Origin of the sequence: Flavobacterium sp. ASV13, from assembly GCF_000745775.1 — a bacterium.
Lineage (GTDB): Bacteria > Bacteroidota > Bacteroidia > Flavobacteriales > Flavobacteriaceae > Flavobacterium.
In genome coordinates this window covers 538,278-564,216 of sequence record NZ_JQJY01000005.1, presented here as the reverse complement: position 1 = coordinate 564,216, position 25,939 = coordinate 538,278, and the positions used below count along the sequence as shown (strand labels likewise).

Annotated in this window: 29 protein-coding genes and 2 tRNA genes; 23 read left to right on the top strand and 8 right to left on the bottom strand. The window is 32.7% G+C overall.

Features of this window, described 5'->3' with window-relative positions:
- Positions 1-12: 12 nt before the first annotated feature.
- The 3 genes from GQ47_RS16520 to GQ47_RS16510 all read left to right on the top strand — a co-directional run bounded on the left by GQ47_RS16520 (position 13) and on the right by GQ47_RS16510 (position 2,334).
- Positions 13-777 carry a helix-turn-helix domain-containing protein gene (locus tag GQ47_RS16520; protein WP_035650608.1) on the top strand — a complete coding sequence of 255 codons (765 nt, stop codon included), beginning with the start codon at positions 13-15 and terminating at the stop codon, positions 775-777.
- Between the two features lie 49 nt (positions 778-826).
- Positions 827-1,969: an FAD-dependent oxidoreductase gene (locus GQ47_RS16515; RefSeq protein WP_371199642.1), complete on the top strand. Its 1,143-nt coding sequence runs from the start codon at positions 827-829 to the stop codon at positions 1,967-1,969.
- A gap of 116 nt (positions 1,970-2,085) precedes the next feature.
- Entirely contained in the window at positions 2,086-2,334 is a 249-nt protein-coding gene (locus GQ47_RS16510; RefSeq protein WP_035650605.1) for a hypothetical protein, read from the top strand.
- Between the two features lie 69 nt (positions 2,335-2,403).
- Here GQ47_RS16510 and GQ47_RS16505 read toward each other — a convergent pair whose 3' ends face one another.
- Positions 2,404-2,799, bottom strand: coding sequence for a VOC family protein (locus GQ47_RS16505; RefSeq protein WP_035650603.1), 396 nt, complete (start codon positions 2,797-2,799; stop codon positions 2,404-2,406).
- Positions 2,800-2,923: 124 nt separating this feature from the next.
- On the opposite strand from GQ47_RS16505, the gene GQ47_RS16500 reads away from it, so the two are divergent.
- The 5 genes from GQ47_RS16500 to GQ47_RS16480 all read left to right on the top strand — a co-directional run bounded on the left by GQ47_RS16500 (position 2,924) and on the right by GQ47_RS16480 (position 8,611).
- On the top strand, positions 2,924-4,402 hold the full coding sequence (locus GQ47_RS16500) for an FAD-dependent oxidoreductase (RefSeq protein WP_035650601.1): 1,479 nt from the start codon (positions 2,924-2,926) through the stop codon (positions 4,400-4,402).
- 211 nt (positions 4,403-4,613) lie between these two features.
- The gene (locus GQ47_RS16495) at positions 4,614-5,672 is read left to right on the top strand and encodes a serine hydrolase domain-containing protein (protein ID WP_035650599.1); all 1,059 of its coding nucleotides are present in this window, start codon (positions 4,614-4,616) and stop codon (positions 5,670-5,672) included.
- 212 nt (positions 5,673-5,884) lie between these two features.
- Positions 5,885-6,388 (top strand): hypothetical protein, encoded by a 504-nt coding sequence (locus GQ47_RS16490; protein ID WP_035650596.1) that lies wholly within the window; start codon positions 5,885-5,887, stop codon positions 6,386-6,388.
- Between the two features lie 66 nt (positions 6,389-6,454).
- Entirely contained in the window at positions 6,455-6,904 is a 450-nt protein-coding gene (locus tag GQ47_RS16485; protein WP_152561043.1) for a hypothetical protein, read from the top strand.
- Between the two features lie 189 nt (positions 6,905-7,093).
- Positions 7,094-8,611, top strand: a complete 1,518-nt coding sequence (locus tag GQ47_RS16480; protein WP_035650593.1) for an amidohydrolase family protein — start codon at positions 7,094-7,096, stop codon at positions 8,609-8,611.
- Between the two features lie 91 nt (positions 8,612-8,702).
- Here the strand turns inward: GQ47_RS16480 and GQ47_RS16475 are convergent.
- The 4 genes from GQ47_RS16475 to GQ47_RS16460 all read right to left on the bottom strand — a co-directional run bounded on the left by GQ47_RS16475 (position 8,703) and on the right by GQ47_RS16460 (position 11,258).
- Positions 8,703-8,783, bottom strand: a tRNA-Tyr gene (locus tag GQ47_RS16475).
- Between the two features lie 81 nt (positions 8,784-8,864).
- A tRNA-Val gene (locus GQ47_RS16470) sits at positions 8,865-8,942 on the bottom strand.
- Between the two features lie 159 nt (positions 8,943-9,101).
- The gene (locus GQ47_RS16465; protein WP_035650591.1) at positions 9,102-9,914 is read right to left on the bottom strand and encodes a hypothetical protein; all 813 of its coding nucleotides are present in this window, start codon (positions 9,912-9,914) and stop codon (positions 9,102-9,104) included.
- Positions 9,915-10,022: 108 nt separating this feature from the next.
- Positions 10,023-11,258 (bottom strand): bifunctional folylpolyglutamate synthase/dihydrofolate synthase, encoded by a 1,236-nt coding sequence (locus tag GQ47_RS16460; RefSeq protein ID WP_035650590.1) that lies wholly within the window; start codon positions 11,256-11,258, stop codon positions 10,023-10,025.
- A 130-nt stretch (positions 11,259-11,388) separates the two neighbouring features.
- Between GQ47_RS16460 and GQ47_RS16455 the strand changes: the two genes are divergently transcribed.
- Positions 11,389-12,084, top strand: a complete 696-nt coding sequence (locus tag GQ47_RS16455; RefSeq protein WP_035650588.1) for a MotA/TolQ/ExbB proton channel family protein — start codon at positions 11,389-11,391, stop codon at positions 12,082-12,084.
- Between the two features lie 3 nt (positions 12,085-12,087).
- Positions 12,088-12,483 carry an ExbD/TolR family protein gene (locus GQ47_RS16450; protein WP_026728937.1) on the top strand — a complete coding sequence of 132 codons (396 nt, stop codon included), beginning with the start codon at positions 12,088-12,090 and terminating at the stop codon, positions 12,481-12,483.
- A gap of 281 nt (positions 12,484-12,764) precedes the next feature.
- Here the strand turns inward: GQ47_RS16450 and GQ47_RS16445 are convergent, their stop codons facing one another.
- The 3 genes from GQ47_RS16445 to GQ47_RS16435 all read right to left on the bottom strand — a co-directional run bounded on the left by GQ47_RS16445 (position 12,765) and on the right by GQ47_RS16435 (position 15,946).
- The gene (locus GQ47_RS16445; protein ID WP_035650585.1) at positions 12,765-13,673 is read right to left on the bottom strand and encodes an energy transducer TonB; all 909 of its coding nucleotides are present in this window, start codon (positions 13,671-13,673) and stop codon (positions 12,765-12,767) included.
- 318 nt (positions 13,674-13,991) lie between these two features.
- Positions 13,992-15,218: a Glu/Leu/Phe/Val dehydrogenase dimerization domain-containing protein gene (locus tag GQ47_RS16440; protein ID WP_035650584.1), complete on the bottom strand. Its 1,227-nt coding sequence runs from the start codon at positions 15,216-15,218 to the stop codon at positions 13,992-13,994.
- A 152-nt stretch (positions 15,219-15,370) separates the two neighbouring features.
- Complete coding sequence (locus tag GQ47_RS16435; protein WP_035650582.1) at positions 15,371-15,946, bottom strand: chalcone isomerase family protein; 576 nt, start codon at positions 15,944-15,946, stop codon at positions 15,371-15,373.
- Between the two features lie 489 nt (positions 15,947-16,435).
- Between GQ47_RS16435 and GQ47_RS16425 the strand changes: the two genes are divergently transcribed.
- The 13 genes from GQ47_RS16425 (at position 16,436) to GQ47_RS16365 (ending at position 25,885) form a co-directional block, all read left to right on the top strand.
- The gene (locus GQ47_RS16425) at positions 16,436-17,578 is read left to right on the top strand and encodes an acyl-CoA dehydrogenase (RefSeq protein WP_035650578.1); all 1,143 of its coding nucleotides are present in this window, start codon (positions 16,436-16,438) and stop codon (positions 17,576-17,578) included.
- Positions 17,579-17,681: 103 nt separating this feature from the next.
- Positions 17,682-18,359 carry a Crp/Fnr family transcriptional regulator gene (locus GQ47_RS16420; protein ID WP_035650576.1) on the top strand — a complete coding sequence of 226 codons (678 nt, stop codon included), beginning with the start codon at positions 17,682-17,684 and terminating at the stop codon, positions 18,357-18,359.
- 92 nt (positions 18,360-18,451) lie between these two features.
- A complete protein-coding gene (locus GQ47_RS16415; RefSeq protein ID WP_035650575.1) occupies positions 18,452-19,048 on the top strand; it encodes a peroxiredoxin-like family protein in 597 nt (198 codons plus the stop codon).
- A gap of 7 nt (positions 19,049-19,055) precedes the next feature.
- A complete protein-coding gene (locus GQ47_RS16410; RefSeq protein ID WP_035650573.1) occupies positions 19,056-19,514 on the top strand; it encodes a YHS domain-containing (seleno)protein in 459 nt (152 codons plus the stop codon).
- A 9-nt stretch (positions 19,515-19,523) separates the two neighbouring features.
- Positions 19,524-19,904, top strand: a complete 381-nt coding sequence (locus GQ47_RS16405) for a DoxX family protein (RefSeq protein WP_035650571.1) — start codon at positions 19,524-19,526, stop codon at positions 19,902-19,904.
- 5 nt (positions 19,905-19,909) lie between these two features.
- The gene (locus GQ47_RS16400) at positions 19,910-20,398 is read left to right on the top strand and encodes a hypothetical protein (protein WP_035650569.1); all 489 of its coding nucleotides are present in this window, start codon (positions 19,910-19,912) and stop codon (positions 20,396-20,398) included.
- The gene (locus tag GQ47_RS16395) at positions 20,386-21,096 is read left to right on the top strand and encodes an NRDE family protein (protein WP_035650567.1); all 711 of its coding nucleotides are present in this window, start codon (positions 20,386-20,388) and stop codon (positions 21,094-21,096) included. The genes GQ47_RS16400 and GQ47_RS16395 overlap by 13 nt, the downstream gene beginning before the upstream one ends.
- Positions 21,097-21,107: 11 nt before the next feature.
- A complete protein-coding gene (locus tag GQ47_RS16390; protein WP_035650565.1) occupies positions 21,108-22,142 on the top strand; it encodes an ATP-grasp domain-containing protein in 1,035 nt (344 codons plus the stop codon).
- A 3-nt stretch (positions 22,143-22,145) separates the two neighbouring features.
- Positions 22,146-22,802: a hypothetical protein gene (locus tag GQ47_RS16385; RefSeq protein WP_035650563.1), complete on the top strand. Its 657-nt coding sequence runs from the start codon at positions 22,146-22,148 to the stop codon at positions 22,800-22,802.
- 27 nt (positions 22,803-22,829) lie between these two features.
- Positions 22,830-23,774, top strand: a complete 945-nt coding sequence (locus GQ47_RS16380) for a M20/M25/M40 family metallo-hydrolase (RefSeq protein ID WP_035650562.1) — start codon at positions 22,830-22,832, stop codon at positions 23,772-23,774.
- 34 nt (positions 23,775-23,808) lie between these two features.
- On the top strand, positions 23,809-24,486 hold the full coding sequence (locus tag GQ47_RS16375; RefSeq protein ID WP_035650560.1) for an SDR family NAD(P)-dependent oxidoreductase: 678 nt from the start codon (positions 23,809-23,811) through the stop codon (positions 24,484-24,486).
- Between the two features lie 32 nt (positions 24,487-24,518).
- On the top strand, positions 24,519-25,115 hold the full coding sequence (locus tag GQ47_RS16370) for a SprT-like domain-containing protein (RefSeq protein WP_035650558.1): 597 nt from the start codon (positions 24,519-24,521) through the stop codon (positions 25,113-25,115).
- A 164-nt stretch (positions 25,116-25,279) separates the two neighbouring features.
- Positions 25,280-25,885 (top strand): hypothetical protein, encoded by a 606-nt coding sequence (locus GQ47_RS16365; protein WP_035650555.1) that lies wholly within the window; start codon positions 25,280-25,282, stop codon positions 25,883-25,885.
- Positions 25,886-25,939 lie beyond the last annotated feature (54 nt).

Sequence of the window (25,939 nt, the reverse complement as noted above, 5' to 3'; positions counted from 1 at the left end):
TGTAAAACGAAAATGAATCTAATAATCCAATCCCTTTTACCCGAAGATTCTATTTCGCATTTTGTTCACAGCTTTTGGATGGTGGAAAACAAATCGGGAAAGGATAATCCTGGGACGATTCTTCCAAACGGAATGGCTGATATGACGTTGATGAAAATGAATTCAGAAGATTGGGAAATTTCAATTCGCGGACTTGATACAATGCCGGGTCAAGTAATAATTGCTAAAGATGCTAAAATATTTTCTGTTGGATTTAAACTTTTGGCTGTCGAATATTTATTCGGAGATTCTATAAAAGATGTTTTAAATGAAGGGAAAATAATTCCGAATGACTTTTGGCAATTTGAAGAATTTGATACAGAAAGTTTAGAAAATTTTCAGAAAAAAGTAACGCAGAAAATCAATTCAATTTTCATAAAACCAATTGATGAGAGAAAGAAAAAATTATTTGAACTGATTTATTCCTCAAACGGAACCATTTCGGTAAAAGAACTTTCTGAAAAAGTGTTTTGGAGCAGTCGACAGATCAACCGTTATTTTAATCAGCAATTCGGAATTTCGCTTAAAGAATATTGCAAAATTTTGCGTTTTGGATCTTCGTTTAAAGATTTAAGCGAAGGCAAACTTTACCCCGAATTAAATTTCACAGATCAAAATCATTTTATCAAAGAAATTAAAAAATACTCCGGCGTTACGCCAAAAGAACTCAGCAAAAATACCGATGAACGCTTCATGGATATTTTGGCGATTAAAAAATTACCTCCACAAAACGACTGATTTTTACTATTTCAGCAACTGCTTTCTTCGCAATTTTGTATCACATTAAATGATACAAAATATGTTACTTCAAAATAAAAAAATAGCCATTATTGGCGCTGGGCCAGTTGGTTTAACAATGGCAATATTATTACAACAAAAAGGAATCGATGTTTCAGTTTACGAAAGAGACAAAGATGCGCAAACCAGAATTTGGGGCGGAACGCTCGATTTGCATAAAGGTTCAGGTCAGGAAGCAATGAAAAAAGCAGGATTGTTAGAACAGTATTTTGAACTCGCAATTCCGATGGGAAGAACCATTGCTGATGAAAAAGGAAATGTTTTATCTGTTCAAAAAATAACTCCGGAAGAAGCTCAGGATAATCCCGAAATCAACAGAAATGATTTACGAACTTTATTGCTCGAAAGTCTAAAAGAAAACACGGTTATCTGGAACAGAAAGCTAAATGAACTTGAAGCAAAAGACGGAAAATGGATTTTGCATTTTGAAAATAAAGAAACCGCAACCGCAGATTTTATTATTGGTGCAAATGGCGGAATGTCTGCAATTAGAAAATATATTACGGATGCCGAAGTTGAAGAAACTGGAACGTACATGATTCAAGGCGAAGTTTCGGATGCTGAAATTTTATGCAAAGACTTTTTTAATTTATGCGATGGTACTATTTTAATGTCTGCTTATGATGGGAATTTATTGGTCGCAAATCCGAAGAATAAAGATTTGTTGAGTTATAATGTTATTTTCAAAACGCCTTTAGATTGGATTTTAGAAAATGAATTAAATTTTAAAGATACTGAAAGTATAAGTTCATTTCTGATAAATCGTTTCTCAGAATGGAATGTAACTTATAAGAAATTATTTCAAGCAACATCATTTTTTGTGGGATTGCCAACGCGAAAAATTTCATTAGAAAATGAATGGAAAAACAATCGCATTTTGCCTATAACGCTTATTGGTGACGCAGCACATTTAATGCCACCTTTTGCTGGGCAAGGTGCAAATATTGGACTTGTCGATGCGATGATTTTGGTAGAAAACCTTTTGGACGGAAAATTTGAAAACATTGAAACTGCAATTTCAGATTATGAACAAAGAATGTTTATTTATGCCAAAGAAGCGCAGGAAGATACAAGAATCAATGAATTAGCAATGCGTGACCCTGATTTTTCATTTTCGCAATTTGTGAATTAAAAACTTCAGAATTTTAATAGTCATATATTTTTGACCTATTGCAAAATGCATCTGTTTCAGCGTAATTTGTTAAACTAAAAATTAAAAAGTAACTTTCAAGTTCTAAAAACCAAATTATGGCAGCCAAAAAACCAGAAGAAATGAGCAATGAAGAATTGCTTAAAAATGAAAAATTAATAAAAACAATGCTTTACATTTTGATATTTTTCGCCTTGATATTATTTGCGGCGGGAATTTGGCTCACAATTGTAAAACATAAATTTAGCGCTTTAACAGTTATTCCACTTTCATTAGGAATAATCGCATTAGCAAATGCAAACAATTTAAAAACGTTGCAGAAAGAGAAAAAAAGCAGAGGATTATAAAATAATATTCTCAATAAAAGCAAAACTCCTTAAGACATTAAGGAGTTTTTTTTTAAAATTTTTTAGAAATTACATTCCCGGCCAATACAAAAAATTGAATTTATGACCATCAGGATCGGTAAAGCCAAAAGTATAACCTTGCTGAAAATTTTCGGGTTCAGAAAAGATTTTGGCGCCGGCTTTTTTTACAATTTCGTACCATTCATCTACATTTTCTCTACTGTCTGCTGATAAAGAAAAGATGATTTCATTTTCGGTTTTAGTATCGGCGGATTTGCCTCTTAAAGCATTGTCAAACCTTTCTGGAATAAAAAAATTAATAGCAAAATCATTTTCGCCATAAATAAAACTTACTAATTCTTCGGTTTCTTTACCGTTTTGTTGAAATCCAAGATCCGAATAAAATTGAATCGTTTTTTGCAAATCATGTGAAACCAAGTTTGCCCATATCATTCTAGTTTTCATAAGCTTTAGTTTTTAGAATAGTTAATTAACTAAGTTAGCAAATTAATGTCTTACATGCTTTTAATGAAATTGTAAAGTTTTGTTCTGGCAATCTTTTGTCTTAATTTTGTACGATTGCCAGAAGATGCGAAGGCTGAAAAATAAAGAAGAAATAAAAGTGAAAAAGGAAGAAACAAGCTGGACTATTTGTGAAGAATGTCAGGGAAGAGGAAAAAAAAGCCAGCGAATCAGTAAAAAGGTGAAGCTTCGCTATCAATTGGAATTGGAACAATTTCAAAACAATGGTGAAGAAGGAAAAGCGCCAGTTCCTCCCAAAGCACATATGAAAACCTGCTTAAATTGCGACGGATCTGGATTAATTCAGGCTTTAAATTCTCCAATTGCAGATACAGAAAAATATCCTCACATTGCTATTATTGGTGGCGGAATTGGCGGAACAGCTTTAGCAGTTGCTTGCCTACACCGAAAAATTCCTTTTACGCTTTATGAACGTGATATTAATTTCGAAGCCCGATCTCAAGGTTACGGGCTCACTTTGCAACAAGCCAGCAAATCAATGGCAGGATTGGGAATTTTGAAATTAAAAGATGGAGTAGTTTCTTCAAGACATTTGGTTCATACTACTGAAGGAAAAGTTATTGGTGAATGGGGAAATAGAAAATGGATTCAATCCGATTCTAAAAAATCCCAAAAACGTTCCAATATTCATATCGCCCGACAATCTTTGCGTTTAGAACTTTTCGAACAGCTTGGTGAAAGCGATGCCATAAAATGGGGATATCAATTAATCGATTTTAAGCAAAAAGAAGAAAACGTTGAGCTCAGTTTTAACGTAAATGGCGAAATAAAAAAAGCTACAGCTGATATTGTAGTTGGTGCCGATGGAATTCGTAGTTCAGTAAGAAAACTTTTGATTGGCGAAGAAGTTGCGCCTTTGCGTTATTTAGATTGTATTGTGATATTGGGAATTTGCCCTTTGAGCGCGCTTGAAGGTGTTGAAAGTTCTTTATTAGACTCGGCGACGGTATTTCAAACGGCTAATGGAAATGAACGAATTTACATTATGCCCTATAAATCAGATTCTGTAATGTGGCAGCTTAGTTTTCCGATGTCTGAAAATGAAGCAAAAGAATTAAGTTCAAAAGGTGTGAAAGCACTGAAAGAAGAAGCGTGCAGAAGAACGCAGTGGCACGATCCGATTCCGCAAATTCTAAAAGCTACTGAGGAGATTCATATTTCCGGTTATCCTGTTTACGATCGGGAATTGCTTCATTCTGAATTATTGAAAAATGGCGGAAATGTTACGCTTATTGGTGATGCAGCGCATCCAATGAGTCCGTTTAAAGGGCAGGGCGCAAATCAGGCTTTACTGGATGCACTTTCGTTGGCGAGAGGTATTGTAAAAGGATGTAAATCTTTATCGCATTGGAAAAAAGCGGGATTGCGAGAAAGTGTATTAAATGAATTTGAAGCTGAAATGCTAAAACGCAGCGCTGTAAAAGTAAAAGATTCTGCAGATGCTGCACAATTCCTTCATTCTGAAATTGTACTTCATGAAGGAGATGAACCGAGAGGACGTTGTTTGAACAAAAAAAGATCTTAGCTATTTCTAGATAATCTTGAAGTTTCTGTTTGAGATTTATTGTGGTAAATTGTTGAAAAACAGTTTTTGTAATTATTCGTACTTATAAATAAAAAAAGTCGTACTATTTTGTTTAAAGCAAATTAGTACGACTTTTTTTATTCGGTCGCGTAGCCAAGGCTTCTTTCTCAAATTTGTATCGAAATAAATTTCTAACCCAAAATTCGATACAATGAAAACTTCAGTAAAATTTTTAGCAGTACTATTATTAATAAGCAACTTTTCTTTCGGACAAGATATTTCTAAAAGAATTGATTCGATAATAAAGGACAATTATCAAAAAAATCCAAAGGTTGGTATAAGCGTCGGTTTTATTAAAAATGATGACGAATATTTTACAGCCTATGGTAATTTGAATTCCGAAAGTCAAATTCAAATCAATAAAAATTCGTTATTCGAAATTGCATCGATTACTAAAATTTTAACTTCAAATTTGATTGCGCAAGCCGTTATTGAGAATAAAATAAAAGTAGATGATTATATAGACAATTATCTTCCGAAGGAATATGTTCTGCAGAAAAATCTGCAAAACAAAATAAAAATTTCAGATCTGGCTTCTCATCAATCTGGTTTGCCTGATATCGATTTTGGAAAACTGATCGAATTAAATCCGCAACAGCCTGTAAGTAATGTGACCGAAAAAACGTTGGCTGATATAATCAATAATTGCAGTGAACTAAAGGATTATGGTAAATATCGTTATTCTACGATTGGCTATACTTTACTCGGTCAAATACTAGAAAAAGTGTATAACAAGAATTACGATCAAATTATCAGAGAGAAAATAATTGTACCGTTAAAAATGAAAAATACATTTACGAAAGATTTTAATGTAAAAAACATTACAACAGCTCACAATCCTGAAGGTGGTATTCAGGAATTCTTTAAATGGAATGTTACTGCACCTGCCGGATTAATAAAATCGAATGCTGCTGACATGGTTACCTATTTAAAAGCAGTTTTAAATAGTAAAACTTCAATAGGGAAAGCAGCAATCATTACTGAAAAAATCTTTTATAAAGATCAAAAAAGAGATATGGGTTTAGGCACAAATATTGTCACTGATGATAAAAATACAATCTATATGAAATCAGGTGATTCAATGGGACAATCTTCAATTATTTGTTATAACCGAACTAAAAATTGGGGTATTATTATATTATTAGATCAAAGAAATTCAAAAATGAGACAAGACCTCTTGAATACAATTTATGATACTGTTTTGAAATAAATAAAAGCAACTCTTTAAGAAATTAAGGAGTTGTTTTTTGTGTGATTTAAAGAGATATTTCAATGAAATTACAGTAAGAATTATTTCTGTTTTTATTCACTATTAAATTATCGGATTTATAATATTAATATTTTTATATTCGTTTGTCTATTGGTTTATTTTAATTGAAAATTAAAGATAAAACTCAAAAAGTAAAGTAAAAAATAAGAGATATGATCAATTTAAAAAATGCAAAATACCTCATTGTACTCTTCGTATTTATCCTTTTTGGTTTTTCTATCCAGTCTAATAAATCTGGAATAGAAATATTTGCTGTTAAGGGAAATTTTAAAAAATCATTTAAAGATTGTTATTATTGTTTTGATGAGAATTCAGTGGTTTTGTCTCAAAATCCAATTTTTGATGAAGATGATATTGAAGGTTTTAATTGGAAGAACCAACAAATTTTCCTTAATGAATCAGGAAAAAGGAAAGTGAAAAACCTTAAAATTGCACTTTCGGGACTGCCAGTTGTAATGGTTCTGAATAAAAAAAGGATTTACGGATTTTGGTTTTGGGATAATTTTTCTTCCTTTGGCTGCGATCGAGTTTATACCTATCCACAAAAGGATTTTAAAATAAAATTTGGTTTGCCTGAAAATAATGTCTTTGGCAAAGATCCAAGATTTAATGAATTGCTTAAGAAATATGTTTTGGATAAATATAAACAAGATTAATGCGGAATACTTTTTGCAGTAAACATGTTTTCTGACAGAATAGTAACTCATCAATTAAAATCTGAAATGAACTATAAAAACATAAAACGGATTTTATCTACATTCGGAATATTGATTTTCTTCCTTCCCTTTTTTCAGATGTGTTCTGATGAAACTCTAAAATCAAGGCCAGCAATTTTTAAAAATCAACCAGATTCCCAAGATCAATTGGAGAAAAATGCTGCTTTTCATAAAGCTAAAAAAAATGCGACCTTAACTGGTTATAATTTAGCGCTGGATTTTGAAATTTCACCGTTGTCAATATTTACGGTAATTATGTTTCTTAACTTCATTATTTGGGTTTTCACATTACGAAATTTCGAAATTTCGATGCTTACGTTTTTAAATATGCTTTTGTCTTTGATTGCTCTTGTTGTATTGTGTTTTACAATTCCTTTTGGGCAACTTCGATATGGAATATTTTTATTTCAAATTAATTCGTTGCTTCTTTTTTATTTCGTTTGGAAAGAGGAATGAAAAGATTGGTCAAATAAAAAAGATTTCTGAAAAATTGAACGGCCTATTTCTAAAAATCACAAAAAGAAATTATTCCCCTTATAATTTTCGTACCTAAAAAACTGCATTTCATACCTAATCCCTGATTTCGTGCTGAATCAAGATGTTTTTGAATATACTTTTGTTGCTCAAATCTAAATGAAATAATTTATGAAAAAACGTGGATTTAGGAAATTGTTGTATGTTGTTATTATATTTTTAATTGTTATTATCAGTGTCTTTATATGGGCAGATTATGAATTAAATAAAGTCTTAGGTAAATCAACCAAGGTCATAAATATTTCTTCAATTGTTAAGCCATCTACAGAAACTCTAATAAAAAATATAAATGTCCTTTCTGAGGATTGTTCTTATTTTGAAAAGAATCAAGATGTACTTATTAAAGATGGTAAGATAATTCAAATTGGAAAAAATCAATTGCTGGATAGTACAATTACCATAATTGACGGAACTGGAAAATTCCTGATTCCAGGCCTTGTAGATAGTCATGTTCATTTAAAAGAAAGCAAGAATGATTTGTTTTTGTATTTAGCAAATGGTGTAACTTCTATCAGAGAAATGGCTGGAAGTGATGCAATTTTAGAATGGAGAAAAGAAATCTTAAATAATAGTATCGGGCCACGAATGTTTATTGCTTCCCCGCCCATATTTAGCGAAAGCGGATTAACAGGTTATTATTACAGCTGGACGAGACATTCCATTAATTATTCCACTCAAAAAGATGCTGAAAAAGCAATCAAAAAAATAAAAGAACAAGGTTACGATGCCATTAAAATGTATGGTTTTGTTAATCCTGAAATGTTTAAGACCACGATAGCGATAACCAAAAAACAAAATATTCCTGTTATTGGTCACATTCCGTTAGTTAATTTAGAAACGTTTTATCAATCAGGTCAAATTGAAGTGGCTCATGTTGAAGAGCTCACTATAAAAACTATTGATGAATTTGGAAAATCAATCTCTAAAAATCCGAAAGAATATCTTCAGTTTTTAAAAGTACGCTCTGATCAAATTGCAAAAAAACTCCATGAGAATAACATAAGCGTTACCTCGACGGTTTGGCTGTGTGAAAGTTTTTCGAGCCAAAGATTTGACTTAAAGGCAAAACTAAAAAAAATAGAATTGCAATATGTTAATCCAAAGATTATTGAAGGAACTCCGCTTTACAAATTGGGTTGGCTGCCTGGTGAAAATGGTTATGAATATGATGGGAAAGATGATGATAAAGCCAAAAAGTTATCCAAAATTTTTTGGAACACTTATGCCGAATCGATTCATATTATGACAAAAGCACTGGTAGATAATAAAGTTACAATTATGGCTGGAACAGACGCGAATGTAGCCACGGTTGTTCCTGGGTTTTCACTTCATGAGGAATTAGAATCTTTATCTAAAACCGGAATGACGAATTCACAAGTGCTTTATTCAGCAACTGTTGCGCCGGGTAATTGGATGAAAAGAAATACCGGAAAAATAAAAATAGGCTACAAAGCTGATTTGGTTTTGCTGACAAAAAATCCCTTAGGAAATATTTTAAATACAAAGACTATTGAATATGTGTTTTTTGATAAATATAAGATCGATAAAATCCAAATTGAAAATATTCTTAAGGCTATTCAAGATGCCAATAATCAAAATAGAAATGTAAAGATTGACGAATATTTATAAACAAAAAAACTCCTTAATTTCTTAAGGAGTTTTTTTGTTTTGGCTTTTAAAAGATTGAAAAACTTTCGTTTTGCTTCTTTTACCCTTTTAGTGGGGAGAGCAGGATTCGAACCTGCGAAGTTCACACAGCAGATTTACAGTCTGCCCTCGTTGGCCGCTTGAGTATCTCCCCAAAATTCCGCATTGTAAATTTGTAATCTATAGATAATCGATAAGGTGTAAAAAAAACTCCTTAATTTCTTAAGGAGTTTCTTGGTGGGCGATGAGGGGTTCGAACCCCCGACCCCCTCGGTGTAAACGAGGTGCTCTGAACCAGCTGAGCTAATCGCCCTATTTAACTAGGTTGCTATCGTTTGTGATTGCGAGTGCAAATATACGCTTGTTTTTGAGTTCTGCAAAGAAAACACACTAAAAATTTAAACTTTTTTTAATGTGTTTTCTATCTTGCTGAGGCAGAAAATGTTATAAGCGTAATTTTTTTAGGTATTTTTTATTTTGAAACTGAAGGAACGTTCCTGTAGATGTAATCGCTGTGTTTTCCGGTGAAAGATTTTTCTAATTCATCAAAAAAAGCATCAGCATCTTTTTCATTTGGCCACGTCGATTTGATAAGCTCGTCTATTTTATCACTTGATTTTTCCATATCGGCTAAAGAATCATAGTAAAAGACTTCAAGAAAATCGGTACTATTTGAACCCCATGAGTGTCTTAAAGGATAATAGGCTTTTATGTAAGGATCTTTAAAAGTGATTTTGTCATTGAATTCTTTTGCTTTTTTTGAATCTCCTTTCATGCTCAGTTGAGATTTTCGCAAATAAACAATCATTGGTTTTTTAGTTTCGTCTTTGTACTCTTTCCTACCAATTGAAGTTACGCTTTGATAAATTTCATCAGAATGTATAGGAGTGTAAAAGGAATCATACTTTTCAAAAAACGCTTTTCTGGCCTTTTCATCAGGCCATCCTTTTTTAATTAAATCATCGCTGACAGCATTTGCTTTTTCAATGTCTTCCCAACTTTTGTAAACGTTGACCAAAGCAATTTCAGTATTATCCTCAGTGTAATAATGAGTGATAATCTCAGATCCAATAATAAGGTCATTTTTACTGGTAACTTTATCAAAGTATTCCTGTTCTGCTGCTTTCCAATCTTTGGCCTTCAATTTAGAATCCAAATTTCGATGTAAAGTGGTTACTGTAATAAATACAGGTTTTTCCGCGTCTTTTTCCTGCGCGCTGACTTTTGCGCCAATAAGAATCATCAATATGATGATCCCTATAGCAAGGGTTTTTCTCTTTTTCATGTTTTAAATTTGTATTGGTTATTAAAAAAACTTTAACAAATTTAAAACATTAAAAATCAAGTAGTTATAAAATGAGTACGAATTTTAAAGGGTGTTTTTCCCCAGATTTTAACTTTCGTTGTTTAATGGGAGTTCAGCGACTACAAACGTACTTCCGCCTGCGTAAATGAAATCATTTTTTGTAGCGTTTTTCTTTGCATCCAAAAAAGCTTTTTCAACCGAATCGTATTTTTCTCCAATTAAATCATACTTCTTGGCAGTATCTTGCAAGATTTCAGTGCTTAGTCCCCTCGAAGAATCGGGTCTGCAGAAATAATATTGTGCTTTTTTAGGAAAGAGCGGTAAAATCGAATCCAAGTCTTTGTCATTTACAACACCCAAAACAATGTGTAAATTATCATAAGTTTCCTTTTTAAGCTGATTCATAACTACAGACAAGCCATGTTTGTTATGCGCTGTGTCGCAAATGATTTTCGGATTGTGGCCAAGTTGTTGCCATCTGCCTTGAAGACCAGTATTTTTTACAACATTCAATAATCCCGATTTTAGTTTTTCATCTGAAACTTTAAAATCAGTAGTTTCATTTAAAATTTGAATCGTCTGTTGTACCGTCTTTTTATTATGAAACTGATAATCCCCAATTAAATCGGATGGAAAAACTTCTGAAATTAAATCGGAAGCAAAGTAAATCGGTGCTTTGTTTTCTTCGGCTTTCGCCAAAAATATAGGCTGTGTTTCATTTGTATATTCGCCAATAACGACCGGAACATTTGGTTTTATAATTCCAGCTTTTTCGCCGGCAATCAAAGCAGGGGTATTTCCGAGAAACTGAGTGTGATCTAAATCTATATTCGTGATTACTGAAATTAATGGCGTAATAATATTAGTTGCGTCTAATCTTCCGCCCAAACCAACTTCAATAATAGCAATGTCAACTTTTTCAGCAGCGAAATAATCAAAAGCCAATCCAACCGACATTTCGAAGAAACTCATATCATTGGCTTCAAAAAAGCTTTTGTGTTTTCCAATAAATTCAATTACAAAATCTTCTGAAATTTCCTCACCGTTAATTCTGATTCGTTCTCTAAAATCTTTCAAATGTGGCGAAGTGTACAATCCAACTTTATATCCAGCTTCCTGCAAAACCGAAGCCAACATGTGCGAAGTAGAACCTTTTCCGTTTGTTCCGGCAACATGAATGCATTTTAATTCCTTTTCCGGATTATCAAGATGTGCAGCCAGTAATTTAATATTGGTTAAATCTTCTTTATAAGCCGAAGCGCCCTGCAGCTGGTACATTGGAAGCTGATTAAACATCCAGTTTGTAGTCTCTTGATAGTTCATTTATTTTGGATAAAATGGTTGTCGATTGAAATAAATTTCGATTTTTGTAGTTTAATATTACAGCGAAAATTATCTTTAGTGCAAATTTCAAATAATTTTTAGAATTAATCATAAAAACCAGAATTAAAATATGTTTAGCTTCATTCAATTACAAACAGATACCATCGCAAAAGCAGCATCTAACGTAGTTATCGAAAAAATTGCTCCAAATAACGAAATCTCAGTTTTAGACTTTATCTTCAAAGGAGGTGTCTTCCTTATTCCAATTGCTATTTTATTGTTTTATACGATCTATGTTATTTTTGAACGTTATATGTACATCAGCAAAGCCTCAAAAATTGATAGTCGTTTGATGCAAGATGTTGGAGATAAATTGAATGCAGGGAATATTGAATTAGCAAGAACTATTGTTGAAAGAAGCAACACTGCAGCCGGTAATATTCTAAAAGAAGGAGTTTTAGTAATTGGAAGACCAATTGCTGAAATCGAATCAAATATGGACCGCGCCGCTGATATTGAGATTGGTGAAATGGAAAAGCATTTAGGTCACCTTGGACTTATCGCCGGTATTGCGCCAACGCTAGGTTTCATCGGAACAATTTCTGGAGTTATCAAGATTTTCTACAGTATTTCGGTTACAGAAAATATCAGTATCGGAAATATTTCTGGAGGTTTATATGAAAAAATGATCAGTTCAGGTTCTGGATTAATTGTGGGTATTATTGCGTATTCTGCGTACCACTTATTAAACGGAAAAATTGATAATTTCGCCTTGAAAATTCAGAAACAAATATTAGAATTTGTCAATATAATTCAAAGAGCATAAGCTATGTCAATTAAAAGAAAAAGAAGATTTCACGCTGAGGTTGCCACTTCATCATTAAGTGATATTATGTTTTTCCTGTTGTTGTTTTTCTTAATTATTTCAACGCTGGCAAATCCTAATGTGATTAAAATGACGTTGCCAAAAGCCAAGGCAAATGAAAAAACAAATAAACAATTAATCAGTTTATCAGTTACCGAAGATAAAAAATTCTACATCGACAAAGAACCGGTTGATTTTGAAAATCTAGAAACCAGTTTAATGTCTAAAATTGGCACAGACAAAGAACAAACAGTTGTAGTTCGAATTCCGTTTAATTTGCAAGTGCAAGATTTAGTAGATGTTTTACAGATAGGAGTGAAGAATAATTTGAAGTTTGTCATTGCAACAAGTCCTAAGTAAATTTATCATTAGGGCGTGACCACAATAAAAAAATGGGCTAATCAGCAAAGTGTTGATTCGCCCATTTTTTTATTGCGGTCGGGCTATCCGCGCTACTTCGGTAGCTTGCTCCTATCCCTCACGCGAACTCGTTGTTAATTTAGACCTGACAGGTTTTTAAAATCTGTCAGGTCTAATTGAAGAGATAAATGACAAACTAGGCGAAAATAAAAAAGGTTTTCAGATTTCTGAAAGCCTTTTTTATGAAAACAGATTTAGTGTAAACCTGTGAAATTCGTATTTTAATTCAAACTAAAATTATAAGTAATAGTTCCGGTTTGTTTTGCAGCTGCATTTTCATCAGCAGACCATTTTGTATTCATTGCGGCCATCCTAGCTTGTTCTCTTAAACATTTAGCTGTAATTGTAGTTCCTTTTGCTCCAGCAACGGCACTGATAGTATTACCATTTTGATCAACGGTAATTTGTACTACTACAGTTCCTGTTTCATTACTGCATTCGCTATTTGGTTTAGGTTTAGATAATGCTTTTCGTCCATTTAAAGCATATCCTGATCCTCCGCCAGAACCTCCACCGCTTCCAGCTCCGTAACCGCTTCCTGTACCAATTCCATGTCCGGTTCCGTTACCGCCTCCAGTTCCTCCGCCAGAACCACCGCTTCCGTAATAACCTTTCGAATTTAAATCCCCATTTGATTTTCCTTTATTTCCGGCGACTTTATCATCTCCATCACCGCCTTTGTTAGATCCTTTTAAAATGCTAGACAAGGCATCATTTGTGGAGTTGGAAACTTTTGGTTTTTCAGGAACAGGTTTTTGTACCGGTTTTTCAACAGGAACAGGTTTTTTAGGTTTTTCTTTTGTCGGAATAACGACGTCATTATCTGTAGTTGTATTTTCCTGTGAAATTATGGCTTCTTCTTCTGGAGTTGCTTTAGCAGGAGCTTGTTTTACATTATTTTTTACTTCCAGAACTTCGCTTTTGTAATTGGCACCAGAACCCAAATCACTATCACCAAAGTTCACAGTTACGCCGCCACCGCCACCACCGCCATCAGCAAGGGCAACGTTGTTTTCTGGGTTGTATGGAGGCCAAAAACGTATAAAAAACAATAATAGAATTATTACTGCATATATAGCCGTTGTGTATAGTAACGATTTCTTTTGGTCCGAAGAAATAGTGGAACTCATTTAATTTTGAATTTTGAAATGTATTATTTTAAAAACGTTTAAAAGTAGTAAAAATTGTTGAGAGTGAAAGAGAGAATTTAACCGCAATCCCGATAGCTATCGGGAGCAAAGGTTCACGCAAGGCACCCTAATTTATTTCTCGCAAAGTCGCGAAGCCGCAAAGAAACTTAAAAAAAAGGAAAACTTTGCGGCTTCGCGACTTTGCGAGATTTAAAAACAAACAGCTTTGCGTTCCTTGCGTAAACTTTTGCGTGCTTTGCGGTAAAAAAAAACGAGCTAAATAATTTAGCCCGTTTTAAAAATGAAGTATAAAATTAATTACACTAATTGTTTCAATGCAATTTCAAAAGCAGTTGCACTAATATTTGTTTTTGACGAACTTAAAGCATGAGCCTTAACAATCGCATTTTTTATAATTTCTGAAGTATCATTAAAGATCGCCTCATCTGTCATTTGAACTTTTTTCTCCATGAAATAAGCAAAAACTCTCGCCATTCCGCAGTTTGAAATAAAATCCGGAATCAAGCTTACTTTATGATCCACTTCTTCCATAATCGATCCGAAGAAAATCTCTTTGTCGGCAAAAGGAACATTTGCACCACATGAAATAACTTCTAATCCATTTGCAATCAAATTATCGATTTGTGCTTGCGTTACTAATCTTGAAGCTGCACAAGGCGTGAAAATTTCAGCACCGATTGTCCAGATTTTAGAATTGATCTCTTCAAACGGAATCATATTTTCTGCAACTAATTTGTTTCCGTCTTTATTTAAAAACAAAGTTCTGATTTCTTCAAAAGAAAAACCTTCTTCTTTAATCAATCCTCCGTCACGGTCAATAATTCCGATAACTTTTGCACCCATTTCAGCCAAATAAAAAGCAGCTGCAGATCCAACATTTCCAAATCCCTGAACGATTGCTTTTTTGCCTTTGATTTCTCCGCCATAAGTAGCGTAGAAATGACGAACCGCTTCAGCAACGCCATAACCGGTAATCATATCGGCAACAGTATATTTTCTTGTTACATCTGGAGAGAATTTTGGATTTTCAATTACTTTGATAACACCTTGACGTAATTGTCCAATTCTATTGATTTTATCAGCTTCTGTTGGTTTAAAATGTCCGTTGAAAACACCTTCCTGCGGATGCCAAACACCACATTCTTCTGTCATTGGGATTACTTCGTGAATTTCATCAACATTTAAATCTCCACCAGTTCCATAATAGCTTTTTAATAAAGGAGAAACCGCTTTGTACCAGCGCTGTAAAACGCCTTTTTTGCGAGGATCATTTGGGTCAAAATTAATTCCAGATTTAGCGCCTCCAATTGCTGGTCCAGAAACTGAAAATTTAACTTCCATGGTTTTTGCCAAAGACAAAACTTCGTTCATGTCTAAGCCTTTTCTCATTCTAGTTCCTCCTCCCGCAGCTCCTCCGCGTAAAGAATTAATAACTGTCCATCCTTCAGCCTCAGTTTCAGAATCTTTCCAGTTAAAAACAATTTCAGGTTCCTTATTTTCAAATTGCTGTAATAAATCTTTCATTTTGTTGAGATATGTTTATTTTGCGTAAAAGTATAAAATAGAATAATGCGAATAATGTATTTTATGGCAAATTTAATGAAAGAAAAAAAAGAAAGCCGAAAACGATAAGGTTTTCGGCTTTTGGATTTCGAATCTTTTTAAGAAATTCTGAATTATATTCCTAATAAGTGTTTTTTCAAAGTTTCGTCAACTGGTTTGTCTGAAAGCCAGATTCCGAATAATGCTTGTTTGAAATCAAATCCTGTGATTTTTCCTTTTGGGACATCATTTTTGATTACACTAACCGTTTGATCAAGCGGATTGTAAAACAAAACAAATACGTCTTTTTCTGTGATAGCATCACTTAAAAATGTTTTGAACTCCTCAATTCTTGGACGCAAAGCCTCAAGATTGCTTCCTGCAGATTTTTCAAAACCTGTATTCATTGCTTTTGTTAATTTGTTTGAGGAAACCATAGAAGAGGTGATTTCAATTCTAACCGCCATTTCAGTATCGCTATCGATAATGAATTTTGGGTCCTGGCTTAATTGCGATAAATAAAGTGCCTGAACGTAAACTTCCAACCACATTTTTGATCTTCCGCCAGCACCATTTAGCTGCATTGTTTTATTTTGAACTTCAATTTTTCTTGGAACTGTAACGCCGTTTACTTCAAGTTGGGCTTGTGCCGAAACAGTCGAAAATTGCACGCTGAAAATAAGTGCAAATAATAGTAAAATCTTTTTCATACTTCTATCGATAATTTTTGTTTTTTGGCAAAAATACTTTTAATTTCTAAATTCTGTTCTCTAAAAATACATGTTTTTTATTAAAGTTATATATTTTTTTTAATTGTATTTATTTCATTATCAATTTAGTAAGACTTGCTTTACGTACATTTACGTGTTCCAAAACCGGTTGCACACTTTTTTAGCTAAATTTTGCTAAAACTTTATAAATAAGACCTTTTTGATGTATAATTATATTCTTAAATTTTAAAGAAATCCTTGAAGTATTGCAGTTAGTTTTTTGAAAATGCCGAATAATTACGAAAACGTTATCGTAATTATTGCTGATCTATTAATTTTATATGCATGCATTGTTAATTTGACTTTTAAAAATTATCTTTGGAAGCCTTTTTTAAAGCAAAAAAAATACAAAACACAAAAAACAAATTATTTCCATCACCGAAAATTTTTCGATTTTGGTTCTAAAAAAAAAATAAACTAACAAAGACTATGGATTTTAATCTTACCGAAGAGCATTTAATGATTCAACAGGCTGCCAGAGATTTTGCTCAAAACGAATTGCTGCCTGGTGTTATTGAACGTGATGAAAAACAAATTTTTCCGACAGAACAAGTAAAGAAAATGGGACAATTAGGTTTCATGGGAATGATGGTTGATCCGAAGTACGGAGGAAGCGGACTTGATGCTATTTCATACGTAATTGCTATGGAAGAAATTTCGAAAGTTGATGCATCAGCTTCTGTGGTTATGTCTGTAAATAATTCATTAGTTTGCTGGGGTTTACAAGAATTCGGAACCGAAGAGCAAAAACAAAAATATTTGCCAGGTTTGGCGTCAGGAGAAATTCACGGAGCTTTTTGCTTAAGTGAACCAGAAGCTGGAAGTGATGCAACTTCTCAAAAAACAACAGCAGTTGATATGGGAGATCACTATTTAGTAAACGGAACAAAAAACTGGATTACTAACGGAAATACGGCTTCAGTATATTTAGTAATTGCTCAAACGCATCCGGAGAAAAAACATAAAGGAATCAATGCGTTGATTATGACTAAAGATATGCCAGGTTTTTCTATTGGTCCAAAAGAACAAAAGATGGGAATCCGTGGATCTGATACGCACTCTTTAATGTTTAGTGATGTAAAAGTTCCAAAAGAAAACAGAATTGGTGAAGATGGTTTCGGATTTAAATTTGCCATGAAAACTTTGGCTGGGGGAAGAATTGGTATTGCTTCTCAGGCTTTAGGAATTGCTTCTGGAGCTTATGAATTGGCTTTGAAATATTCTAAAGAGCGTAAAGCTTTTGGAACAGAAATCTGCAATCATCAGGCAATTGCTTTCAAATTGGCTGATATGGCTGTAAATATCGAAGCAGCGCGTCATTTATGCATGAAAGCAGCTTGGGATAAAGATCAAGGTAAAAACTATGATGTGAGTGGTGCAATGGCAAAATTATTTGCTTCACAAGTAGCAATGGATACTGCGGTTGAAGCGGTTCAAATTCATGGCGGAAACGGATACGTGAAAGAATATCATGTTGAGCGTTTTATGCGCGATGCAAAAATTACTCAGATTTATGAAGGTACTTCTGAAATTCAAAAAATTGTAATTTCAAGATCAGTTATCGCCGGATAATTTCTCTTAAATATATTTCAAAACCCTTTCAGGCTTTCTGCTTTGAAAGGGTTTTTTGTTTAGATGTTAAAATTGCTACATTTACATCAAGAAAATTTATTCTATGTACGAAGATTTAAAATATTGGTACTTGCGGGATCATAAATTGTTTAGAACGCTGAGTTATTCACAAATCAAACAATTGTGTATTATTACTGGTTTTAAAAAAGCATCAAAAGGGGAAATTATTTATTTTTCTTCTTCAGATGTGCCTCGTATCTTTTTACTTAAAAAAGGAAATATAAAAATTGTTGCCATTGATGACGATGGTAATGAAACGATAAAAGACATTATTCAAAAAGGAGATTTATTTGGCGAATTGACTTTAGAAACAGATAGTAAAGTCGAAGAATATGCAAAAGTACTTTCAGACGATGTTGCAATCTGTAGTTTCTTAATGTCTGACTTTGAAGATTTATTATTGAGAAATCCAACTTTGGCACTTTCATATACCAAATTTGTTGGTTTGAAAATGAAACGCATCAAAAACAGTTATTCTAATTTGATTTCTAAAGATGCCAAAACCAGATTGTACCAATTTCTAAAAGACTGGGCAGAGAGTGAAGGAACTTTAAACGGTAATTCAGTTACGATCGAAAATTATTTAACTCAAAATGATATCGCTCAAATTATTTGTACTTCAAGACAGACCGCTACACAATTACTAAATGAAATGGAGGCGAATCAGCTCTTAAGTTATAACAGAAAAGAAATTATCATTCAAGATATTACCAAATTATAATTATTTTAAGCGAAGTGTAAATTAGCCGACATTTTGCTTTTTCATAGTACAATAATTTTACATCATCAAAAAAGATGTAAAACCACTACACTATGAAAAAAATGCTTTTTATTTTTTTAGCAGCTTTTACTTTAGCTGTTAATGCGCAGAACACAATTCCTAAATCTGCGGTCGATATTGCTCCTTTATTAATAGGAGAGAAAATTCCAAACATTACTTTAAAATCATCTGAAAATGCAGATGTAAATATTTCAGATTTATTTAAAAAGAAAAAAACAGTTCTGATTTTTTATCGCGGCGGCTGGTGTCCGTATTGCAATTTACATTTACAGTCATTGGCTGAAGCCGAAAAACAAATCATCGACTTAGGTTATCAAATTATAGCCGTAAGTCCTGATTCTCCTGAAAATTTAAAAATAACAGAAGAAAAGGATAAAGTAAAATACACCTTACTCTCTGACTCAAAAGGAGAATTGATAAAAGCAACAGGAATTGCTTATCAGGTTCCGGAAAACTACAAAACAGTTATTAACGTACATTCTAATGGAATCAATACCAGTTTACTGCCTGTTCCTTCTGTTTTTGTTGTTAATACTGAAGCTGATATACTTTTTGAATATATCTCGCCAGATTTTAAACAGCGTATTTCCGCAGAATTATTAGTGTCAGTATTAAAAAACCTTAAATAAAATAAAGATGAAAAAGTTAGTATTATTGTTATTGATTTTAGTTTCAGGCAGTTCATTTGCTCAAAATGATGCCAAAAGAGTTAGCCAGTATAATTTAGAAAATAAAGTAGGAATTCAGGGTTATGATCCTGTTGGCTATTTTAATCAGGGAAAAGCAGTTAAAGGGAAAAAAGAAATTTCGACTTCCTATCAGGGAGTGACATATAATTTTTCATCTGTCGAAAATAAAAATACCTTTTTGAAAAACCCATCAAAATATGAACCTCAATATGGCGGATGGTGTGCATATGCAATGGGAAGTGCAGGCAAAAAAGTAGAAATTAATCCAGAGACTTTTAAAATTAGCGATGGAAAACTTTATCTGTTTTACAATGCTTATTTTAATAATACGCTCAAAAGCTGGAATCCGGAGGAAGCAGAGTTAAAAGTTAAGGCCGATAACAACTGGAAAAAAATATACAAATAATCCGAAGCCATGAAAAAGGAAATTTTAATATGGATTTTGAGAATAACAGCTTCGGTAATTTTATTGCAAACCTTGTTTTTTAAATTCAGCGGAGCAGAAGAAAGTGTTTATATTTTCTCCACTTTAGGCGTAGAACCTTATGGAAGAATTGGTTCTGCAATTGCCGAATTGATTGCTGCAGTTTTGATTTTAATTCCCAAAACAACCTGGATTGGAGCATTTGGTGCAACCGGAATTATGATTGGAGCTATTTTGTCACATTTATTTGTTTTAGGAATTGAGGTTCAAAACGACGGCGGATTACTTTTTGTGTTAGCTGTTATTACGTTGTTGTGCAGTTTAGGTTTGCTTTATTTCAATAAAAACAAATTGTTTAATCTTCTAAATTAAAAGTTATGTTACTAAAATCAATACGCCGCAGTTTAGATGAGTTAACGGATTTATTGAATCAATTATCTGATAAAGATTATTCAAAATCCTGCGAGGCTTTAAGCAATGCCACAATTGGCGAACACACAAGGCATATTCTTGAAATGTTTCAATGTCTTCAAAATGGCTATGAATCGGGAATTATAAATTATGATAATCGCGAGAGAAATATCAGAATTCAAACGGAGACCGAATTTGCTAAGCAATGCATCACCGAAATTAAAGCAGGTTTACAAAGCGAGAATAAAATAATGTTTCTGGAGCAGTTTATTGACGGACTTAACATGAGAATTCAAAGTAATTATTACAGAGAATTGCTTTATAATCTCGAACATTGCGTGCACCATCAAGCTTTAATAAAAGTCGCTGTACGAGAATTTGAAAATGTTTTAGTAGATGACAATTTTGGCGTAGCGCGTTCAACTATCGAATATAGAAAACAATGTGTACAGTAAGTTTTGTAAATAACAACGGCATTGTAATTATTACTTCAAATCGGGACGAAAAAGTAATTCGTCCCGGTGCTGAAGCGCCAAGAAACTTTTTTCATAAAGGAAAAAATATCATGTATCCAAAAGATTCAAAAGCTGGCGGAACCTGGTTTGCAATTGATGAAAACGGAATTGTTCTGGTTTTGTTAAATGGCGGAATCACAAAGCATACTCCGATTCTTCCTTACAGAAAAAGTCGCGGATTAATTCTCCTTGATATTATTTCAGATGTTTCGCCAAAGGACTTTTGGAAACAGATTAATTTAGAAAATATCGAACCTTTTACTTTGGTTTTGTACCAAAATGAAGAATTGTATGAATTAATTTGGGATGGCTCAGGAAAAAGAACAACAAAATTAAACGAATTTGAGCGTCATATTTGGTCATCCGTCACTTTATATTCTGAAGAAATACGAAAAAAACGATCCAGCTGGTTTTTTGATTTTTTGAAGAATAAGATTAAAATATCAGCCTTAGATATGTTGGATTTTCATAAAAATACACATAATGACGATACACAAAACGGTTTGATCATTAACAGAGAAAATAAGATGAAAACATTAAGCGTAACGCAAGTTGTGATAGAACAAAATAAAGGTGCAATGAAATATTACGATTTAATAAAAACAGAAGATTTTTCAACTTCTTTTATTCGAATTTAAAATATAAAACAATGAAACTATTTTTTCATAAAATAACCAATTGGGAATATTGGCCATTTCAGGTTTTGTACTTTCCGATTTATTTTCTTTGGGCTTATTATGCCATCAAATCAAGATCGATTTTTTTCTTTAATGCCTCAAATCCAAAAATTAAAAATGGCGGATTTATGATGGAAAGCAAAAAACAGATTTATGATTTGCTTCCGCCAAAATATTATCCAAAAACAATTCTTTTTAAAGAAAAAACAGATTTAAAAACAATAGCCGATGCAATTATAGAAAAGCAGATTTATTTTCCATTAATTGCCAAACCAGACATTGGTTTGCGTGGTTCGGGTGTGAAAAAAATAAAAACCATCAATGAATTAAAGGAATATGCAGAAAAAGCAAATTTTGATTTTTTAGTTCAGAGTCTAATTCCATTTAAAAATGAAGTTGGGATTTTTTACGTTCGACACCCACATCAAAAAAACGGAAAAATTACCGGAATTGTATCTAAAGAATTTTTAACTGTAATAGGAGATGGCAGGTCTACGATTCAAGATTTAATCAAACAAACTCCAAGATTTCAATTGCAATTTGATGTTTTGAAAGAAGAATATGGACATCAGCTAAACCAAATTTTACAAAAAGGGGAATCGTTAAATTTGGTTCCGTTTGGAAATCACGCAAGAGGCGCAAAATTTCTTGACGGAAGTAATTTGATTACTTCAAAACTGACCAATATGATCAATGAAATTGCCATGCAAATTCCGGAATTCTATTTTGGACGTTTTGATATCATGTATAATACTTTTGAAGAATTAGAGCGAGGAGAAAATTTTCAAATTGTAGAACTTAACGGAGCGGCGAGCGAGCCTACACACATTTACGATCCCAAACATTCGGTATGGTTTGCCTGGAAAGAATTGGCCAGACATATTACTTATATGTATGAAATAAGCGTTGAAAACCATAAAATGGGAGTTCCTTATTTAGATTATAAAGTGGGGATGCGCGAATACAAATCGCATTTGATTCAAAACAATAAAATCATGAATTTTTAAAAAATGAAAAGTTTAAAAAATAGCTTAGTTGGATTTCTCGTAAGTTTTTTGGGATCAATTCCGTTAGGATATTTAAATCTTGTCGGATTAGAAATTTATACCAAATCAGGACTTCGTGATTTAGCTTTCTTTTTATTCGGAGTTATTGTAGTAGAAACTTTTGTTATTTATTTCACGCTTCTTTTTGCAAAACAACTCATCAACAATAAAAAATTAATGAAGATAATTGATTTTTTTGCGGTAGGATTCATGTTTGTTCTGGCCTTTGCTTTTTATTTCAATTTTAATCAAGAAATAAAATCAGATGGGATTTTATCAAACTATCTAATCTATTCGCCGTTTGTGATCGGAATTATTTTGAACTGTTTTAATTTTTTACAGCTTCCTTTTTGGGCCAGCTGGAATTTATATTTGCTTAACGGAAAGTATATTGCCATTGAAAGGCAGTTAAAATATTATTATATTGCAGGAACTTTGATTGGGATTTTTTTTGGGATGTTTAGCTTGATTGTAGTTTTGCAGACTTTTTTTCAAAAAACAAATCAGTTTTCAAAGTACATAATGCCAGTTTTTATTCCAGGGTTTTTTATAATTCTGGGAAGTATTCAGGTATTAAAAGTGTATAAAAAATATTTTAAATCAGCAGCTTTAGAAATTTAAAAGTTAAAGTGCGTCAAATTTTCATTTATGAAAAAACTATACTTTCTTCTTCCGCTTATTTTATTAAGTTGTAAATCAAATACTTCTTCTGTAAATGATATAGATTATAAAGTTTCGCAGACCGAAGTTTCAGATTTCCTAAAATACCTTTCTTCTGACGAATTAGAAGGACGAGAAACGGGGACCAAAGGAATTGAAAAAGCAGCTGTTTTTTTAGAAGACTTTTTTAAGAAGAATAAAATCAAACCTTATTTTGCATCGTATCGTGATACTCTAACGAATTTTAAATCTCCTGCTTATAATATTGTTGGTGTTCTAGAAGGAACAGATCCTGTTTTGAAAAAGGAATTTGTGGTTTTGAGTGCACATTATGATCATATTGGTTTGGATACAAAACAGCAGGCCGATAAAATTAATAATGGTGCTAATGATGATGCCTCTGGCGTAACAGCTGTGGCGCAAATGGCGAAATATTTCGCCAAAACAAAATCGAATAAACGCAGTATTCTTATTGTGTTTTTTGCAGGTGAAGAAAAAGGATTGTTAGGATCTAAAAGTTTGGTAGAGAAATTAAAAAAGAGAAATTTTAATTTGTATACACAGCTCAATATCGAAATGATTGGTGTGCCGATGAAGCGTGATTATTTAGCGTATGTTACTGGTTTTGACAAATCAAATATGGCACAAAAAATAAATGAATATACCGGAAAAAATACAATTGGGTTTTTGCCTAAAGAAGCCGAATATAAATTGTTTTATAGATCTGATAATTATTCGTTTTTTGAGGCCTTCGGAAAACCTTGTCAATCGATAAGTACTTTCGATTTTGAGAATTTTGAATTTTATCATCATGTTTCAGATGAATTTAAAGTGATGGATATTTCTCATATGACTTCATTTATTCAGGAATTTTTACCGGCTGTTACTAAGATTGTTTCTACACCAACAGAAGAAATTACAATGAATTTATAATACAACCTTTTATTGGATTTGTTATTTTTGCTACATGAAAAATATTATTGTTACCGGAACGAGTAGAGGAATTGGTTATGAATTAGCATTGCAATTCGCAAATGCAGGAAATCAGGTCTTGGCCATTTCGAGAAAAATTCCAAAAGCACTTTTAGAACATGAAAATGTTACCTGTTTATCAATTGATTTAGCGGATGAATCTGCTTTAACTGAAGTAGAAAGTTTTCTTTCGTCAACCTGGAAAAAGGTTGATGCAGTTGTTCATAATGCTGGCGCTTTAATCTGGAAACCTTTTGCAGAGACAACTCAGGCCGATTTTGAAAACATTTATAAAGTGAATGTTTTTGCAGTTGCTAATCTTACCAGAATTTGTCTTCCATATTTACAAAAAGGAAGCCACGTTGTAACGATAAGTTCAATTGGTGGTGTAAGAGGAAGTTTGAAATTTGCCGGATTAGCAGCTTATAGTTCAAGCAAAGGCGCAGTAATTACTTTGACAGAATTATTAGCTGAAGAATATAAAGAGAAAGGAATTTCATTTAATGTTCTAGCTTTAGGTTCTGTTCAGACTGAAATGCTGAATGAAGCTTTTCCTGGATATCAGGCACCAATTTCTGCTGAAGGAATGGCAACTTATATTTATGATTTTACATTAAATGGAAATAAATATTTTAATGGAAAAGTACTTGAGGTTTCCTCTACGAACCCATAATTAAATTCCAAAACTCATAATTCATAATTATTTTGAACGAAACATTAGCAAAATATATTCCTGAACATGCTGTAAAGCCTGTTTTTGATTTGATTGTAGCCAATCAGGTTCATTTGAAAATCGTAAATGAACGTCAGACGCGTCATGGAGATTATCGAAGAGCATTGAATGGTAAACATGAAATCACAGTTAATGCCAGTTTAAATAAATATCGATTTTTGATCACGCTGATTCATGAAATTTCGCATTTGGTTGCATTCGAAAAATTTGGGCGACATATAAAACCACATGGAAATGAGTGGAAATATACATTTCAGCGTTTGATGGTTCCATTTATTCGTCCAGAAATATTTCCTAGTATGATATTGCCTTTGTTGGCGAGACATTTTAAAAATCCATCGGCGAGCAGCGATACTGATACCACTTTGTCATTGGCATTAAAACAATATGATTCAAACAGTGATAAAAATTATGTTTTTGAAATTCCTTACGGAAGTGTTTTCAGAATAAAAAATGGTAAGGTATTTAAAAAGATTGCCGTTAGAACAAAACGTTTCGAATGCCTCGAAATAAGCACAGGAAAAACCTATCTTTTTAATCCAAACGCTGAAGTTGAGCTAATAGATTAAAGGTTTAAATATTTCAAAATAGAAAATTCCAAATTCCAATTTTATGTAAGATTGGGATTTGGAATTTTTTGTTGGGATTTGTCATGATAAATTTAATATTAATTTTAAATATAAGTTGTTCTACATTTGTAGAATTACTTTATATTTGAAAAAATTAATTTTTTATGGAAAGAATATTACTCAGCTTATTTTTTGTGTTGGTTTTCTCAAATTTTGTTTTAGGACAAGAAACTTCTAATTTGGAAAAAGAAGAAAAAACGAATCCGATTATATATTTTGAAGGTTTTGGTGGACCATCAGTAGTGAAGAATCTTGGCGTTTCTGGTGGTGTTGGACTCAATTATCAATTGGGAGAAAGCCTGTTTACTTTTAGATACATTAATTCGGCTGGCTATAGAAGGAAAAATGATGGCCCGGTTATTATTGCTCCGTCGGTTTATAAGTCGGAAGATAATGTTGAGCTTGCCTTAATGTACGGGAGGCGTTGGGTAAAAGAGCATCATTCCTATAGTATTTCAGCAGGAATTAGCCGAAATAATTTGGAATTAGAAAGTCGTGATCTTGACGGAATCCGTACAGTTTCAACTACAGGTTTTTATGGATTTCCTTTTGAAGCCAATTATAAAAGGTTTTACTCAAAAAAAAGATCTAATTTGATATACAATGTTTTAATTCCGAGTGTTGGGTTTAAGCTTTATGGTGATATTGGAAAATATACTTTTGTAGGTGTTGGCGTATCAGTAGGTTTTGGATTATGCAAACATTATTAAAAAAGAAAATCCCAAATTCCATTTTGTTGCGATTGGAATTTGGGATTTTAAATA